Below are 17,044 nucleotides of genomic sequence, written 5' to 3' on the forward strand. Positions count from 1 at the left end.
ATGCTCCCTGTCCGAATCGATGACGGCGGCGATGCCAGCGGCACGGTACGACACCAAACCGTCACCCCGATCGGGACGACGGCGGCGCGGTTCGGGGCACCTGGGACGGGGACCACCGGGTGTCGAAGTACGGCTGGGCCACACCCTTGGCGAACGCCTCCGACGCGGACTTCGACGCCGCGATGCGCCAGTCGGTCTCCTTGACCGACTCGTACCACAGGAAGCCGATGATCTCCGGGTGCTTCGGCAGCGTCCGGAGCAGGTCCGCGACCCACTCGGCCTTCCGCCCGGCCTCGTCCGTGGCGCCGACCTCGGTGACCACGACCGGCCGCTTGGAGACCGACTGCAGTTCGTTGAGCGTGGGCTGGTAGATCTGCGCGAAGGTGCGGTACCGCTCCATGTGGGCGGTGCCGTAGTACCCCGAGAGGCCGACCCAGTCGACGTAGGTGTCACCGGGGTACAGCTGCGACAGCGGCGTCGAGTTGTCGTAGCGGACGTTCGGGCTCCACACCCAGATCGCGTTCCGCGCGCCGGCCGCCTCGAACAGGTCGTGCACGTGCCGCCAGGCGGCCACGTAGTCGCCGCGCCGGTTGCCGTTGGCGGACTCGCACCAGGGGTACCAGTAACCGTTCATCTCGTGCGCGAACCGGATCGCCACCGGATACCCCAGGCCCTTGATCCCGTCGGCCCAGGCCAGGATGTACGGGTCGAACGCCCCGCCCGTGATCCTCGCCAGCCGGTACTCGGGCTGCGTGCCGCGCTCGGTGTCCACATCGGACTCCCCGCGGTAGTCCCACGGCTCCCAGCCGAGCATCGGGAGCATACCCCGGTTGACGATCCGGTCGAACGGCTGCCGGTCGAACGTCTTGTGGACCGCCCAGCCGCGGGCGAACATCATCACCTGCGGCTGTTTCCCGGCCGCCTGCACGAAACCGTTGTAGTCGGTGAGGTCGCCGGGGCCGCGGTCGGTGAAGACACCGAAGAAGGCCCTGCCCACCGGCGGGAACAGCACCGGGGCCGAGGACCGGGGTCCCGGTGTGAACGTCGGCAGCGGCTCGGCGAGCTTCTCCTCCCAGCGCGCGGACGGCGACGTCATGGCCTCGACGCGCGGCGCGACCACAAAGACGTAGCCGCCGATGAGCAGCAGCGCGAGGGCCATGATGCGGGGCAGCGTGATCATGCGGTGCCTCCGCGCGCGGGTGCGGCGGCGGGTCGCAGGCCGGCCGTCGGCACCGCCGGAATCCTCGGGACGGTGGGCAGGTCGGACACGTCGATCGACCCGTGCGCCGAAGCGGTGCCCTTGATCGTGATGAGGAGTGTCGGCGGCGCGTCCTCGTCCTCGGGCTCCGCGGCGCGCCGGTCGCGCAGCCAGGTGCACCACGCGATGAGCGGCGGCAGCACGCCGACGAGCACGCCGACGGCGGCCCACAGGCGCAGGGCCCAGGAGTCGTACCCGAACCAGGCGCTCGAGCCGAGCAGCGCGACGCCGACGAGCGCCCAGATGGCGTGCGTGCGGAACGACTTCGGCCCGTCGACGCTGCGCAGGCGGCCCTTCGCCGTCACCGCGTAGGCGAGCGGCCTGCGCAGCAGCGCCGCCGTGCCCGCCGCCACGTAGATCGGCACGGCGAACAGCGCGAGCAGCATGCCGTGGACACCGAGCTCCGTGCGCTCGTGCCGGGCCAGGTTGAAGCGGCGCAGCCACAGCCACAGCACCGCCCAGGTGCCCATGCTCGCCGACCACAGGCCGAGCCACAGCCGCCAGTCGACGTCGGCCGCGTTGATGCCGAGGCCGAGATACGTGCCGGTGGCCGCGACGCCGGACACCGCGGCGAGGGCGACGCTCGGGTAGTAGGACTGGACGAGGCCGTAGCACAGCCGCTGCCCGGCGCCGAGCTTGCGCAGGTGCGGCCGGCTGCGGCGCAGCAGGATCTCCCACACCCCGTAGGCCCAGCGCTTCTGCTGGTTGAAGTAGTCGGTCCAGCTCGTCGGGCCCTCGCCGATCGCGATAACGTCGGGTGTGTAGACGCCTTTCCAGCGGCGGTCGGTGAGCGGGTTCCTCGCGCCCATCACGACCATGCTCGTGAGGTGGTCCTCGATGATCGAGTCCTGGTAGCCGTCGACGACGGCCCAGGCGAGCGGCCGGTAGAGGTGGTTGGTGCCGATGAGCAGCGGCGCGTTCAAGCCGTTGCCGCCGCGCTCGATGAGGCCGCTGAAGAGGTACTGCTGGACCGAGGCGCCGTGCACGACCCAGCCGTTGTGCATGTTGCCGTACACCTGCGGGGCGACGACAAACGCGACGTCGGGGTCGCGGAAGTAACCGACGGTGCGCTCGAGGAAGCTCGGCAGCGGCATGTGGTCGGGGTCCATCTGCGCGACGACGTCGTAGACGTGCTCGTGGGTGGCCCGCCAGGCGTTGTGGTTGCCGGACTTGGTCTTCGCCCGGAACGCGCCGTGCTCCTGGTTGAACCCGGGCCGGCCCTTGCGGCTGAAGTGGTGCACGCCGAGCCGCTTGGCCATCGCCTTGACCCGCGGGTCGTCGCCCTCGTCGAGGATCCAGATGTCGACCTGTCCGGCGTACCGGACCTTCTGCATCGCCATCAGGGAGCGCTCGACGACGTCGATGGGCTCCTTCGACGGCACGATCGTCGTCAGCATCGCGATGCGCAGGCCCTGTTCCGGCACCATCGGCACCGGGTCGCGTGCCTGCCAGGCGAAGACCCACACCGCGAGGTTCTGCAGCAGGCGCACGCCCTCGCCGAGCACCACGAAGCAGAAGGCGATCCGGGCCGCGATCACGTGCCAGTCGCCGGGTCCGACCTGCGGCAGGTCCGGTCCGGGGATGTGCCGGGGCAGGACGAGCCAGCCGAGGAAGACCAGCCCGGTGAGGAAATTGGCCGCGATGAGCAGCGACAGCACGACCCGCTGCGCCGGACGGGCCGTGTGCCGGAAGACGACGGGCAGGTGCGGCCCCGCCGGAGTGGTCAGCGGCCCGGTCAGGGTGTTGCACGCCTCGTAGGCGCGGTGCGTCTCGGCGAGATTCTGCTGTTGTCGCGCGACGCGCTGTTGGGCGCGGGTGGGTTTCCCGGTGGTCACGGCGGGTTCCGGGTTCGCTGATCGGGGCACGGCGGTGTCCAGCAACGACCCGGCCTCCGATCTTTTCCGCGGGAAATGATGATTCGGCGTCGCATGGATGGATGTAACGCCGATCGTAGGCCGGGTGGTCATCCAGCGGAATCGAGAAAGTGCTTCGGCGACTCGGTGCCGAAATGGACCTTGAGCAGGAGTTTTCCAAGATCTGAATGGGGAATGTAGCGGATCCGACAGGACATGTCCGCCCATTCTCCGCGAGCCCGCCGATCGCTTTTCGGAACCATTCCATGATCGGTCCGTCATGCTGTGCGGATCAGGCGTGGCGTCGACTTGATACTGTCAATGTTCCGACGAATCCGCACCTATTTTCGGCACCTTCCGGCGTGACCGGCTGACGACACTACGATGGGAGCAGCAGGATGGCGCTGTTGCGCTGCGACTTCTTCTCCGCCGCCCTCGGCATGAGCACGTCGATGACGGTGCTGCTGCCGGAATCGGCGAGCGGGCAGATCGGCATGGGCGGCAGCCACCGCACCGGCGAGTTTCCCACCCTCTACCTGTTGCACGGCCTCAGCGACGACGACACGACCTGGGTGCGTCGCACCTCGCTGGAGCGATACGTCTCCGAGCTCGGCCTGGCCGTGGTGATGCCGCAGGTGCAGCGCAGCTTCTACGCCGACGAGGTCTTCGGCCGGCCGTACTGGACGTTCGTCGCCGACGAGCTGCCCCGGGCGGCCCGCGGCTTCTTCCGGTTGTCCGCGCGCCGCGAGGACACCTTCGTCGCCGGCCTCTCGATGGGCGGCTACGGCGCGTTCAAGCTGGCCCTGCGCCACCCCGACCGCTTCGCGGCGGCCGCCAGCCTCTCCGGCGTGCTCGACCTGGCCGGCCGCGTGAAGATGCTGTCCAGGCCCGAGGACCCGCGCATCTGGCAGCGGATCTTCGGTGACCCGCCCGCGATCGAGGGCACCGGCGACGACCTGCTGCACCTGCTCCGGGAGGTCGAGAACCCGCCGGCGCTCTACCTGACCTGCGGCACCGAGGACGTGCTGCATCCGTCCAACGTGGTCTTCCGCGACGCCTGCGCCGCGCAAGGGGTGCCGCTCACCGTCGACTTCTCGCCGGGTGAGCACGAGTGGGGCTTCTGGGACGCGAAGATCCGTGACGTGCTCGCCTGGCTGCCGCTGCGATGATCAGGGGACCAGCACCACGCGGGCGGGCCGGGCCGAGCCGGGCGCCGGGATCAGCCGGGGACGCGGACCGCGCGGAACCTCGTCCGGCGGCGCAGCCGGAAGCCGATCGACTCGTAGAGCCGGATCGCGCCGGTGTTCGACGCCGAGGTGTGGAGGAACGGCTGCTCGCCGCGGGCGCGGATGCCGGCCGCCACCGCGCGGACGAGGCGCGTCGCCAGGCCCCGGCCGCGAAACTCCGCGTCGGTGCAGACCGCGCTGATCTCCGTCCAGCCGGGTGGACGCAGCCGCTCGCCCGCCATCGCCACCAGCCTGCCCTCGTGGCGGATCCCGAGGTACGTGCCGAGCTCGACCGTCCGCCGGAGGAACGGGCCCGGCTGGGTCCGCGCCACCAGGTCGAGAATCTCCGGCACGTCCGCCGCGGTCAGCACGACCGCGGCCGGGTCCGGCGCGGCGGCGAGGGACACGTCGACGAGCTGCACGCCGGCGAGGTCCATCACCACTTCCCAATCGGCCGGTGGCGGGGGCGCGGTGCCCGTCACCGTCACCGCCGAGCCCGGGCCGACGAGCTTCGCCACGTCGTCCCACACACCGGGGCCGGCGGTCGGCGCGACGGCGACGAACGGCGACACGTCGGGCTGGTAGCGTGCCGCCTGGCCCACGGTCTCGGCGAACCGGCGGTGCGGGCCGCTGAGCGCGGCCCACACCGGGCTGTCCAGGATGCTGTCGTCCATCATTCCCCGTCGATCGGTAGGCCGGGCGGCTCGCCGGTGAGGTTCCACCGCGCCGGGATCTTCGCACAGTCCTCCGGCTAGCCGGTCAGTGCCGGCAGCGCCCGCAACAGCGTGCGGGTGTAGTCGTGGGAGGGGTCGGTGAACACGGACGTCACCGGTCCCTCCTCGACGACCCGGCCGTCGTGCATCACCAGGACCCGGTCCGCGAGATGGTGCACGACGCCGAGGTCGTGGGAGATGAACAGCAGCGCCGTGCCGTCGGCGGCCTGCAGGTCGGCGAGCAGGTCCAGGACCTGCGCCTGGATCGACACGTCGAGCGCGGACACCGGCTCGTCGCAGACCAGCACCTCGGGCCGCGGTCCGACGGCCCGGGCGATCGCCACCCGCTGGCGCTGCCCGCCGGACAGGTTCCGCGGATACCGCCGCAGGTGCGCGGCGCCGAGCCCGACCCGTTCGAGGAGCTCGACCACGCGGTCCCGGCGTGCCCGGCCGCGTTCGAGCAGCGGTTCGCCGACCAGCTTCTCCACGGTGTACCGCGGGTCGAACGAGCTCAGCGGGTCCTGCGAGATGACCTGCAGCCGCCGCCGGTGCGGCCGTCGCCGGCGCTCGGAGACCCCGCTCCAGACGACGTCGCCGAGGCGCACCTCTCCCGCGGACGGTTCGATGAGGCCGAGCGCGATCCGGGCGAGTGTCGTCTTGCCCGACCCCGACTCACCGACGACGCCGAGCGTCTCGCCGCGGGCGAGGGTGAAGCTCACGTCGTCGACCGCGTGCCGGGTGCCGTAGTGCCGGTGGAGGCCGGTGCCCGACAGGACGGTCCGCGCCGGGTCGACGGTCCGCGGCGGCAGCGGCGTGCGGTCGACGACGCTGAGCCGTTGCCCGCGGGACGCCGCGGTGGGGACGGCGGCGAGGAGCAGCCGCGTGTACGGGTGGGACGGCGCCGCCAGCAGCGAAGCCGTCGGCCCCTGCTCGACGATTTCACCGGCGCGCATGACGAGCACCCGGTCGGCGATGCTCGACACCACGGCGAGGTCGTGGCTCACCAGCAGCAGCGTCGAACCGGCCGCGCGCCGCTCGGCGAGCAGCCGCAGCAGCTGCGCCTGCACGGTGACGTCGAGGGCGGTGGTCGGCTCGTCGGCGATGAGCAGCGGCGGGTCGGCGGCGATCGCCGACGCGATGAGCGCGCGCTGCCGCAGCCCGCCGGAGAGCTGGTGCGGATACTGCCGCGCCCGGACGGCGGGCTCCGGCACGTGCACCGATTCCAGCAGCGCGGTGGTCCGGGCGGAGCGGTCGGCGGCGGTGCCGATCCGGTGGGTGCGCAGCACCTCGCCGATCTCCTGGCCGACCGTGTTCAGCGGGTCGAGCGACACCAGGGCGTCTTGGAGGACGAGCCCGGCGGTCCGTCCGCGCAGGCGGCGCCAGTCGCGGTCCGTGAACCCGGTGGCGTCACGGCCGTCGACGACGAGGCTCCCGGCCCGGACCGAGGCGCCGGGCCCCGCGAGGCCGACGAGCGTGCGGGCGGTGACGCTCTTGCCCGAGCCGCTCTCGCCGACGATCGCGACGCACTCGCCGCGCTCGATCTCGAAGCTGATCCCGCGCACGGCGTGCACCGGCCCGGGGAACGTCACGTGCAGGTCGGTGACCGACACCAGCGGGGCCATCAGTGCCTCCCCTCGAAGCGCTCCTGCAGCCGGCGGCCGACCGAGGTGAGCGCGATGACGGTCAGGACCAGCGTGACGCCCGGCAGGATCGCCGCCCACCACGCGACCCGCAGGTAGCTGCGGCTCTCGGACAGCATCGCGCCCCACTCCGGCGACGGCGGCTGCGGCCCCATGCCGAGGAACGACAGGGCGGCCGCGTTGATGATCGCCGCACCGAGCCCGATGGTGGCGAGGATCGGCAGCGGACCCAGCACGTTGGGCAGGATGTGCCGGGCCGCCAGCCGCCACCGGGACAGCCCGAACGTCACCGCCTGCTCCACGTAACCGGCGCGGCGCACCAGCAGCGTCTGCGCCCGCACCATGCGCCCGTAGCGCGGTGCGAAGGCCAGCGCGATCGCCATCACGAGGCTGGGCGTGCCGGGTTCGGTGAAGGCGATGAAGAGCAGCGCCAGCAGTACCTCGGGAAAGGCCGACAGCACGTCCAGCCCGCGGCTGAGCACCTCGTCGACGAACCGGGGCGACAGCCCCGCGACGAGGCCGATCAGCCCGCCGGCGACCACCGACAGCAGGGTCGATGCGACGCCGATGCTCAGCGAGTACCGGGCGCCGTACACGACCCGCGTGAACACGTCCCGGCCGAGCTGGTCGGTGCCGAACCAGTGGTCCGCGCTCGGCGGCCGCAGCGCGCCGATCGGGTCGGCGGCGAGCGGGTCGGTGCCGGTCAGCAGCCCGGGCGCGGCGACGGCGGCGACGACGAGCACCAGGAACGCGGCGGACACGACGACGCCCGGCGCCGGCCGGCGGCGCGGCCGGACGGACTCCTCGGGCGGTGTGGTGTCGACGATCGGGGGTGCCGGGAGGGTGACGGCCATCGGGTTCAGCCTTTCCGCAGTCGCGGGTCGATCAGCAGGTACGCGAGGTCGGCGAGCGTGCTGAGCGCCACGTAGATCAGCGCGGCCAGCATCACCACGGCGAGGACCACCGGGATGTCCTTGCTGCCGACCGCCTCGGTCGCGACCTCGCCGAGGCCGGGTCGGCCGAAGACCCGCTCGACGACGACGGCGGCGCTGAGCATGAAGCCGATCAGCGTGCCGGCCAGGGTCACGGCGGGCAGCAGGGCGTGGCGCAGGGCGTGCCGCCACACCAGCGCCAGCCGGGTGAGCCCGCGTGCGCGGGCGGTCACCGCGAACGGCTCCTCGACGGCCCGCTCCAGCCCCTCGCGGATGACCTGGCTGAGCACGCCGCCGACCGGCAGGGCGAGCGAGGCGGCGGGCAGCACGAGCGCGGACACGTCGCGGTCGCCGGAGACCGGGAACCAGCCGAGCCGGAACGAGAACACGCTGAGCAGCAGGATGCCGATGAGGAACCCCGGTGCGGACACGACGGTCAGCTCGGCGGCGGAGACGAGGCCGCGCAGCCAGCGCGCCCGGCCGGCCGTGAGGACCGCCAGGCCGACGGCGATGACGACGCTGAACGCCGAGGCGAGCAGGGTCAGTTTCACCGTCGGCCAGACCTGGCTGCCGATGATGTCGACGACGGGCCGTTGCAGCACGTACGAGCGGCCGAAGTCGCCGTGCAGCAGCCGCCACAGGTAGTCGACGTACTGCACGACGGCCGGCCGGTCCAGGCCGAGGTCCCGGGCGATCTGGGCGCGGATCTGCGGGGTGTCCGGCCCGTCACCGACGAGGGTGTCGACGGTGTCGCCCGGCGCGAGCCGCAGGGCGAGGTAGGCCGCGGTGGCGGCGGCCCAGAGGACCACCGCCCCGCTGCCGAGGCGCTTCAGGATCGCGGCCAGCATGTGCTACCTGCTGATCCAGACCGTGTACGCGCTGCCCGGCACCCCTGCGGTCGGCTCGAACCGCAGGCCGCCCACCTTCTTCTGGGCCCCGATCTGGTCGGCCGGGGCGTAGAGCGGCAGCAGGATCGTGTTGTCGGCGACGGCTGCCCGCTGCAGCTTCGTGTAGATCTCCTTGCGCTTGGTCACGTCGCTCGTGGTCTGCCCCTGGGCGACCAGCTCGTCGACCTCCGGCGACGTGAAGCCGTGCCGGTTGATCGGCGCGCCCTTCGGCAGGATCAGGCTGAGCGCGGCGCCGGCGTCGGTGTCGGCGCGGGAGTTGTCGAACACCTCGAAGTCGTTCTTGGCGAGCGCGTCGGTCGCGGTGCCCTGGTCGACGACCTTGACCTGGAGGTCGATGCCGGCGGACTGCTTCACCGCGGCCTGCACCGCCTGCGCGAGGATGTCGCGCTTGTCCCGCACGAACGGCGCGCTGAGGAAGATCCGGACGGTCAGCCGCTTGCCGTCCTTCGTCCGGAAGCCCTCGGCGTCCTTGGTCGCCCAGCCGGCCTCGTCGAGGAGCTTGTTGGCGTTGGCCGGGTTGTTGCCGTAGGTCTTCTCCAGCGACGCGTCGTAGAACGGGCCGGACGGGCTGAGGATGCTCCACGCCCGCGTCGCGGAGCCGCGGTAGACGCCCTGCAGGATCGCGTCGACGTCGACGGCGTCGCGGAACGCGCGGCGCACCTTCTCGTCGTTGAACGGTGCCTTGGTCTGGTTGAAGTAGTAGCTGTACGCGGTGCCGCTGTTGAGCGACTTGTTGAAGGTGAGGTTCGGGTCGCCCTTGATCAGCTCCTGCTCGGTTGCCGGCACCCCCTCGACCACGTCCACCTGGCCGGAGGTCAGCGCGCCCACCCGTACCGACGACTCCTTGAGGAACCGGTAGGTGACCTCGTCGAGGTAGGCGGGGCCCTGGTGACCGGCGTTCGAGGGGGCCCACTGGTACGCCGGGTTCTTCTTGTAGTGGACCTCCTGACCCTTGTTGTAACGGTCGAGGATGAACGGCCCGGTCCCCACGACGTCGGGGCCGCCGGCCTTGAGGTTGGGGCTCTTGAGCGACTTCGGCGAGACCTGCGCGCCCTGCGGCGAGGCGAAGAAGTCGAGGATCAGCACGTCGGGCTTCTTGAGGTGGATCTCGATCGTGGTGTCGTCGACGACCTTCGCGTCCTGGAAGTTCTTCAGCTGGGTCGAGATGACCGACGGCGCGTACCCGGCCACCAACAGCTGGTCGAGGTTGGCCTTCACCGCGGCGGCGTTGAACTTCTCGCCGTCGTGGAAGGTCACGTCGTCGCGGAGCTTGAGGGTGTACGTGAGGCCGTCGGCCGACACGTCGTAGGACTTCGCCAGCCAGGGCAGGTAGCCGCCCTTGTCGTCGTGCGTGAGCAGGGACTCGAAGCTGTTCCAGACCAGCAGGCGGGCCTTGGCCTGCTGGTACTGGTGCGGGTTGAAGGTGATCGGCTCGGTCTCGACCGCCCAGGTCAGCGAGCCGCCCTGGACGGGTCCGCCGGCGGCGGCGTCCGGTTCGGCGGCGGCGCCGTTGCAGCCGGCGAGGAGTAAGCCGGCGACGGCGAGTGCGGCCAGATATCTACGCATGCAAGATCCCTTAAGTTTGGTGTGCCGGGGATGGCGCGGAAGAAGTTGGCGAGGGGAAGCGTCAGACCGGACAGGTGCCGGCGTGGCCGCACAGCGTCGACGGCGTCATGTTCGTCAGTGCAGCAGCGGCCATCGCCGGCTGTCAACGAACCGAGGTCCGCGTCACGAACCCCTGGCGCAAACCATAGCTTACAAGTAGGATTAGTCGGCTATCACGCTCCGGATCCACGGAGGTTCACATGCCGAAACTGCCGCGTTCCAGCAGGCTGGCGAGTCCTGTCGACACCGCCGCCCATGGCGAGTACCGCATCGTCCGCAGTCCCGACGACCCCCGTCCGCTCTACCGCTTCACCGACCGCGTCACCGAGGCCGTCCCGGGCCGGTATCACGTCTACGCGGGCTGGTTCTGCCCGTGGTCGCAGCGGACCACCATCGCGCTCGAGCTCGCCGGTCTCCGCGACGTGGTCTCAGTGTCCTATGTGGACAATGCTCGGGACGGTCGCGGCTGGGCCTTCCGCGAGCGGTACGGCCCCGACCCCGTCAACGGCTTCACGCTGCTGCGGCAGGCGTACGAGGCGACCGAGCCCGACTTCGACGGGCACGTGTCCGTCCCGGTGCTCTGGGACCGTGCCCGCGGCCGGGTCCTGAGCAACGACTTCCGGACGATCGGCATCGACTTCGCCACCCGGTTCCGTGACGTCGCCGAGCCGCTGGTCGAGACCTACCCGGAGGCGCTGCGCGAGGAGATCGAGCAGCTCGACGCCTGGCTCGGCCCGGCGGTCAACCACGGCGTCCAGCGGGCCGCCGCGGGTGACGCCGCCGCCCGCACCGCGCTGCTCGACGCGTTCGCCACGCTCGACGAGCGCCTCGCCACCCGGCGCTACCTCACCGGACCCGCGATCACCGAGGCCGACATCCGGCTCTGGGTGACACTCGTGCGCTACGGCACCGGCCTCGAGGAGTACCCGCACCTGTGGGCCTACGCCCGGGACCTCTACACCGTCCCGGCCTTCCGTGACACGACCGACTTCAGCACGTTCACCGCGCCCGGCGCGCCGGCCCTCGACTGGACCGCACCCGCCGAGCGCCCGGAAGGAGTGTCCGCATGACCGGCGGACTCCATATCGCCGTCGCGCTCGACGGCGCCGGCTGGCACCCCGCGGCCTGGCGCGACCCGGCCGCCCGCCCCGCCGACCTCCTCACGCCGCGGTACTGGCTGGAGCTGATCCGCGAGGCCGAGCGCGGCAAGCTCGACTTCGTCACCATCGAGGACTCGCTCGGTCTCCAGCCGGGCGACCACCTGCAGCTCGACGGTCGTGCCGACCACGTCAAGGGCCGCCTCGACGCGCTGCTCATCGCCGCGCGGATCGCGCCGGTCACCACCCACATCGGGCTGGTGCCGACGGTCACCGTCACGCACACCGAGCCGTTCCACGTCTCCACGCAGCTCGCCACGCTCGACTACCTCAGCCGCGGCCGGGCCGGCTGGCGGGTCCAGGTCTCCGGCCGGCCGGCCGAGGCGCGTCACTTCGGCCACCGGGAATTCCCGGACCTCGACGTGACCCGGATCGACGACGCCGAGGTGCAGGCGTTCATCGCGGAGCTCTTCGCCGAGGCGGCCGACCACGTCGAGGTGGTCCGGCGGCTGTGGGACAGCTGGGAGGACGACGCCGAGATCCGCGACGCCGCCACCGGCCGGTTCATCGACCGCGACAAGCTGCACTACGTCAACTTCACCGGCAAGCACTTCAGCGTCAAGGGCCCGTCGATCACCCCGCGCCCGCCCCAGGGCCAGCCGGTCGTCACCGCCCTCGCGCACGCCCGTGTCCCGTACGAGTTCGCCGCCGCGGCCGCCGACGTGGTCTACGTGACCCCGCACAACGTGGGCCAGGCGACGGCGATCGCCGCCGAGGTCCGGTCGCTGACCGACCGGCCGGTCAAGGTCTTCGCCGACCTGGTGGTGTTCCTGGACGCGGACCGCAAGGCCCGCCTCGACGAGCTCGACGGGGTGCCGTACGTCAGCGACGCCCTCGTCTTCACCGGCACCGCCGAGGAGCTGGCCGACCTGCTGCTGGAGTGGCGGGCCGCGGGCCTCGACGGCTTCCGGCTCCGCCCGGGTGCCCTGCCGGCGGATCTCACGTCGATCGTCGACGGCCTGCTGCCGGTGCTGCGTTCCCGTGGGGCGTTCCGCGACGAGTACACGTCCACGACCCTGCGCGGACACCTGGGCCTGCCCGCCGCGCGGAACCGCTATGCGGGAGCCCCGGCATGAAGCAGGTGATCCTGGCCGCGCACTTCCCCGGCGTCAACAACACCACCGTGTGGAGCGACCCGGCGTCCGGCAGCCAGATCGCGTTCGAATCGTTCGAGCGCTTCGCCCGCACGGCGGAGCGGGGCAGGTTCGACTTCTTCTTCCTCGCCGAGGGGCTGCGCCTGCGTGAGCAGGGTGGCCGCATCCACGACCTCGACGTCGTCGGCCGGCCCGACGCGCTGACCGTGCTCGCCGGGCTCGCGGCGGTCACCACCCACCTCGGGCTCACCGGCACCGTCAACGCGACCTTCAACGAGCCGTACGAGCTGGCCCGCAAGCTCGCCTCGCTCGACCACCTGTCCGGCGGCCGGGCCGGCTGGAACGTCGTCACCTCCTCCGACGCGTTCACCGGGGAGAACTTCCGCCGCGGCGGCTACCTCGACCGCGCCGACCGGTACACCCGGGCCGCCGAGGTCCTCCAGACCGCCCGCGAGCTGTGGGAGACCTGGCCCGCGGACGAGGTCGTCGCCGATCCCGCCGGCGGCGTGTTCGTGCGCCACGGCGACCCGGGCGGATTCGTCCACAAAGGGCGGCACGTCGACATCGAGGGGCACTTCACCGTGCCGCGCAGCCCGCAGGGGCGGCCGCTCATCATCCAGGCCGGCGACTCCGGCCCGGGCCGCGAGTTCGCCGCGAAGGACGCCGACGCCATCTTCTCCCGCCACGGCACGCTGGAGGCCGGCAAGGCGTTCTACGCCGACGTCAAGGGGCGCATGGCGAAGTACGGGCGCCGGCCCGACGAGCTGAAGATCCTCCCGGCCAGCACGTTCGTGCTCGGCGACACCGAGGACGACGCCCGCGAGAAGGCCCACCACATCCGGCGGCAGCAGGTGAGCCCGCAGACCGCGATCCTGCTGCTCGAGCAGCTGTGGAACAAGGATCTCAGCGACCACGACCCGGAGGGGCCGCTGCCCGCGTTCGACCCCGTCCTCGACGACGACTCGATCATCAAGGGACGCACCCGGATGTACGACGACCCGGTCGCGACGGCACGGCAGTGGCGGGCCCTCGCCGAGGAGAAGGGCCTCGGCATCCGCGACCTCGTCATCGAGGTCACCGGCCGGCAGACGTTCATCGGCACCCCGGCCACGATCGCGGCGACGCTGAACGAGTTCGTGCAGAACGACGCCGCCGACGGGTTCATCCTCGTGCCGCACATCGTGCCCGGCGGCCTCGACGAGTTCGTCGACCGGGTGGTGCCGCTGCTGCAGGAGCGCGGCGTCCTCCGCGCCGACTACACCACGACCACGCTGCGCGGACACCTCGGACTTCAGCATGAGTGAGCCGGTGTACCACTGGTTCCTGCCGACCGGCGGCGACGACCACGCCGTCGGCGCGGGCAGCCACGGTGGCATCATCGGCGCGCAGGACACCGCGCCGCTGCCCCGGTCGGCCACCCACCGGGAGCCGACGCTGGACTACCTCACCCAGATCGCCCGCGCCGCCGACCAGCTCGGCTACGCCGGGGTGCTGACCCCGACCGGGGCGCACTGCGAGGACGCCTGGCTCACCACGGCCGCGCTCATCGCCGCGACCCGCCGCCTGCGGTACCTCGTCGCGTTCCGGCCCGGGCTCATCGCCCCGGTCCTCGCCGCCCAGATGGCCGCCACGTTCCAGCGGCTGTCCGGCGGCCGGCTCCTGCTCAACGTCGTCATCGGCAGCAGCGCGGCCGAGCAGCGCGGCTACGGCGACCCGTTCGACCACGACGCCCGCTACGAACGGGCCGCCGAGTTCCTCGACGTCGTGCGCAAGGCGTGGACCGGCGAGCAGTTCGACCACCGCGGCGCGCACTACGACATCGAGGGCGGCCTGCTGCGCGAGCCGCCGGCGCGGATCCCGACGGTGTACCTCGGCGGCTCGTCGCCCGCCGCGGTCCGCCTCGCCGCGCAGCACGCCGACGTCTACCTCACCTGGGGCGAGCCCGTCGAACTCGTCGCCGAGAAGGTGGCGAAGGTCCGCGCCGAGGCGGACGGACGCGAGCTGCGCTTCGGCATCCGGCTGCACGTCATCACCCGCGACACCGCCGACCGCGCCTGGGACGACGCCGAGCGGCTCATCGCCGGGCTCGACGACGACACGATCCGGCAGCGGCAGGCGAGCCTGCGGCAGCTCGAGTCGGTCGGCCAGCGCCGGATGCTCGACCTGCACGGCGGCGACCGCGACCGGCTCGTCGTCGCACCCAACCTGTGGGCCGGCATCGGCCTGGTCCGCGGCGGCGCCGGCACCGCGCTCGTCGGCAGCCACGCGGAGGTCGCCGCCCGCATCGCCGAGTACCGGGCGGCCGGCATCGACGAGTTCATCCTCTCCGGCTACCCGCATCTGGAGGAGGCATACGCCTTCGCCGAAGGTGTCATGCAAGGGCGGCACGAATGAAGTTCCTGACCATCACCCTCATCGTCCACGACGGGAAGAAGTCACCCCGCGACCGGCTCCGCGAGGTCGTCGACAACGCCGTCCTCGCCGAGGAACTCGGCTTCGACGGCTTCGGCGTCGGCGAGCGGCACGAACGGCCGTTCATCTCGTCGTCGCCGCCGGTCGTGCTGAGCCACGTCGCCGCGCGTACGAGCACCATCCGGCTCTTCACCGCCGTCACCACGCTGAGCCTCCTCGACCCGGTCCGCGCGTTCGAGGACTACTCGACGCTGGACAACCTCTCCGACGGCCGGCTCGAGCTCATCGTCGGCAAGGGCAACGGCGCCGCGCAGGCCAAGCTGTTCCACGTCACGGCCGACGACCAGTGGGACCGCAACCGCGAGGGCTACGAGCTGTTCACCAAGCTGTGGCGGGAGGAGCGGGTCACCTGGTCCGGCCGGTTCCGCCCGCCACTGTCCGACGCCGAGGCCCTGCCGCGGCCGCTGCAGCAGCCGATCCGGATCTGGCACGGAAGCGCCACCAGCAAAGCCTCCGTCGAGCTGGCCGCGCTGCACGGCGACCCGCTGTTCTCGGCCAACGTCACCAATCCCGTCGAGCCCTACGAGGAACTGGTCCGCCACTACCGCGAGCGCCTCGCCTTCCACGGCTTCCCGCCGGAGCGGGCGCTCGTCGGCGCGGGCAGCGCGGGCTTCTACACCACGCCCAACTCGCAGGACGCCATCGAGACGTACCGCCCGATCTTCAACGCCCGCCTGGAGAGCTTCAAGCGGTTCGGCGTCCAGCCGGTGTTCCCGACGCTGGAGGACGCGATCGAGCGCAGCTCGATCCTGGTCGGCAGCCCGCAGCAGATCATCGACAAGGTCCACCGCTACCACGGGCGGCTCGGCCACGAAGTGATGCACCTGCAGGCCGACGCCGACGGACTCACCGACAAACAGCACCGCGCGTCGCTGGAGCTGTTCCAGAGCGAGATCGCCCCTGTCCTGCGCCGGGAGATCCCCAGCCGGCCGTTCCCCACGCCGAAGGTGAGCACATGACCGTACCGCTGTCCATTCTGGACCTCGCACCGATCAGCTCCGGCAGCGACGCCGGGCAGGCGCTGCGAAACACGATCGACATCGCCAAACGGGCCGAGTCGTTCGGCTACCACCGCTACTGGGTCGCCGAGCACCACTTCACCGACGGGGTCGCGAGCGCCGCACCGGCGGTGCTCATCGGCCTCATCGCGGCGGCGACGGACCGCATCCGGGTCGGCTCCGGCGCGGTCCAGGTCGGCCACCAGACCGCATTGTCCGTCGTGGAGCAGTTCGGCCTCCTCGACGCGGTGCACCCCGGCCGGCTCGACCTGGGCCTCGGCCGGTCAGGGCAGCGCCGCGCCGAGGCCGTCGCCTCCCTGTCGAAGCCGAAGCCCGCACCGAAACCCGCCCGGGTCGTCGACGGGCTGCTCATCCCGGAGCAGTTCGACTTCTCGAAGCTCGTCGCGTCGCCCCGGTGGGGTGTCCAGACCGCGCTGCTGCAGCAGCCCTCGGCGGTCTCGCCCGACTTCGCCGAGGTCGTCGACGACATCCGGGCCTTCATCGCCGGCACGTACTCCCGGGACGGGATCGACGTGCACGTGACACCCGGCGAGGGCGCGAAGGTCGAGCTGTGGATTCTCGGCAGCAGCGCCGGGCAGAGCGCCGAGGTGGCGGGGGAGCGGGGCCTGCCGTTCGCGGCGAACTACCACGTGAGCCCGGCGACGGTCCTCGAGGCCGTCGAGGCGTACCGGGCCGCGTTCCGCCCGTCCGGGGTGCTCGACCGGCCGTACGTCCTGGTGTCCGCCGACGTGGTCGTCGCGCCGACGGCGGAGGAGGCGCGGCATCTCGCGTCGCCGTACGGCCAGTGGGTGCACAGCATCCGCACCGGCCGTGGCGCGATCCCGTTCCCGACCCCGGCCGAGGCCGCCGCCGCGCCGTGGACGGCCGAGGACCAGGCCCTCGTGCAGGACCGGATCGACACGCAGTTCGTCGGCACGCCGCCGGAGGTGGCGGAGCGGCTGCGGACGCTCCAGCGGGTGACCGACGCCGACGAACTGCTGGTCACCACGATCACCCACGACCACGCCGACCGCGTCCGCTCCTTCGAACTGCTCGCGAAGGAGTGGTTCGCCCAGGACAGGGCCTAGCCACGCGGGCACGGATCCGGTCGGCGCAGCCGGCGGCGACCGGATCCCGGCCGGTGCCGAACACCAACCGCGAGGCCGACTCCGCCGCCGCGGAGCGGTA

At 71.9% G+C, this 17,044-nt stretch carries 14 protein-coding genes; 7 read left to right on the top strand and 7 right to left on the bottom strand.

The window, feature by feature from the left end; translation table 11 throughout:
• Positions 1-61 precede the first annotated feature (61 nt).
• A complete protein-coding gene (locus tag Dfulv_RS12615) occupies positions 62-1,180 on the bottom strand; it encodes a glycoside hydrolase family 26 protein (RefSeq protein WP_259863046.1) in 1,119 nt (372 codons plus the stop codon).
• Positions 1,177-3,093 (bottom strand): glycosyltransferase family 2 protein, encoded by a 1,917-nt coding sequence (locus Dfulv_RS12620; protein WP_259863047.1) that lies wholly within the window; start codon positions 3,091-3,093, stop codon positions 1,177-1,179. The genes Dfulv_RS12615 and Dfulv_RS12620 overlap by 4 nt, the downstream gene beginning before the upstream one ends.
• Before the next feature lie 416 nt (positions 3,094-3,509).
• Between Dfulv_RS12620 and Dfulv_RS12625 the strand changes: the two genes are divergently transcribed.
• Positions 3,510-4,280 (top strand): alpha/beta hydrolase, encoded by a 771-nt coding sequence (locus Dfulv_RS12625; protein WP_259863049.1) that lies wholly within the window; start codon positions 3,510-3,512, stop codon positions 4,278-4,280.
• Positions 4,281-4,330: 50 nt separating this feature from the next.
• Here the strand turns inward: Dfulv_RS12625 and Dfulv_RS12630 are convergent, their stop codons facing one another.
• The 5 genes from Dfulv_RS12630 to Dfulv_RS12650 all read right to left on the bottom strand — a co-directional run bounded on the left by Dfulv_RS12630 (position 4,331) and on the right by Dfulv_RS12650 (position 10,096).
• Positions 4,331-5,014 (bottom strand): GNAT family N-acetyltransferase, encoded by a 684-nt coding sequence (locus Dfulv_RS12630; protein ID WP_259863050.1) that lies wholly within the window; start codon positions 5,012-5,014, stop codon positions 4,331-4,333.
• A 74-nt stretch (positions 5,015-5,088) separates the two neighbouring features.
• The gene (locus Dfulv_RS12635) at positions 5,089-6,672 is read right to left on the bottom strand and encodes a dipeptide ABC transporter ATP-binding protein (RefSeq protein WP_259863052.1); all 1,584 of its coding nucleotides are present in this window, start codon (positions 6,670-6,672) and stop codon (positions 5,089-5,091) included.
• Positions 6,672-7,544 carry an ABC transporter permease gene (locus Dfulv_RS12640; protein ID WP_259863054.1) on the bottom strand — a complete coding sequence of 291 codons (873 nt, stop codon included), beginning with the start codon at positions 7,542-7,544 and terminating at the stop codon, positions 6,672-6,674. Before Dfulv_RS12640 ends, Dfulv_RS12635 begins: the two co-directional genes overlap by 1 nt.
• 5 nt (positions 7,545-7,549) lie before the next feature.
• Positions 7,550-8,470: an ABC transporter permease gene (locus Dfulv_RS12645; RefSeq protein WP_259863056.1), complete on the bottom strand. Its 921-nt coding sequence runs from the start codon at positions 8,468-8,470 to the stop codon at positions 7,550-7,552.
• Positions 8,471-8,473: 3 nt separating this feature from the next.
• The gene (locus Dfulv_RS12650; protein WP_259863057.1) at positions 8,474-10,096 is read right to left on the bottom strand and encodes an ABC transporter substrate-binding protein; all 1,623 of its coding nucleotides are present in this window, start codon (positions 10,094-10,096) and stop codon (positions 8,474-8,476) included.
• A gap of 239 nt (positions 10,097-10,335) precedes the next feature.
• Here Dfulv_RS12650 and Dfulv_RS12655 point away from each other — a divergent pair, with 239 nt between their 5' ends.
• From Dfulv_RS12655 to Dfulv_RS12680, 6 genes are read left to right on the top strand one after another with little or no spacing between them, the layout of a single operon-like run.
• A complete protein-coding gene (locus tag Dfulv_RS12655; protein WP_259863058.1) occupies positions 10,336-11,205 on the top strand; it encodes a glutathione S-transferase C-terminal domain-containing protein in 870 nt (289 codons plus the stop codon).
• The gene (locus Dfulv_RS12660; protein ID WP_259863059.1) at positions 11,202-12,368 is read left to right on the top strand and encodes an LLM class flavin-dependent oxidoreductase; all 1,167 of its coding nucleotides are present in this window, start codon (positions 11,202-11,204) and stop codon (positions 12,366-12,368) included. Before Dfulv_RS12655 ends, Dfulv_RS12660 begins: the two co-directional genes overlap by 4 nt.
• A complete protein-coding gene (locus tag Dfulv_RS12665; RefSeq protein WP_259863060.1) occupies positions 12,365-13,690 on the top strand; it encodes an NtaA/DmoA family FMN-dependent monooxygenase in 1,326 nt (441 codons plus the stop codon). The genes Dfulv_RS12660 and Dfulv_RS12665 overlap by 4 nt, the downstream gene beginning before the upstream one ends.
• Positions 13,683-14,780, top strand: coding sequence for an LLM class flavin-dependent oxidoreductase (locus Dfulv_RS12670; protein ID WP_259863061.1), 1,098 nt, complete (start codon positions 13,683-13,685; stop codon positions 14,778-14,780). The genes Dfulv_RS12665 and Dfulv_RS12670 overlap by 8 nt, the downstream gene beginning before the upstream one ends.
• On the top strand, positions 14,777-15,817 hold the full coding sequence (locus Dfulv_RS12675) for an LLM class flavin-dependent oxidoreductase (RefSeq protein WP_259863063.1): 1,041 nt from the start codon (positions 14,777-14,779) through the stop codon (positions 15,815-15,817). The genes Dfulv_RS12670 and Dfulv_RS12675 overlap by 4 nt, the downstream gene beginning before the upstream one ends.
• Complete coding sequence (locus Dfulv_RS12680) at positions 15,814-16,944, top strand: MsnO8 family LLM class oxidoreductase (RefSeq protein ID WP_259863064.1); 1,131 nt, start codon at positions 15,814-15,816, stop codon at positions 16,942-16,944. The genes Dfulv_RS12675 and Dfulv_RS12680 overlap by 4 nt, the downstream gene beginning before the upstream one ends.
• Positions 16,945-17,044 lie beyond the last annotated feature (100 nt).

The sequence above is a fragment of the Dactylosporangium fulvum genome (assembly GCF_025137375.1).
Lineage (GTDB): Bacteria > Actinomycetota > Actinomycetes > Mycobacteriales > Micromonosporaceae > Dactylosporangium > Dactylosporangium fulvum.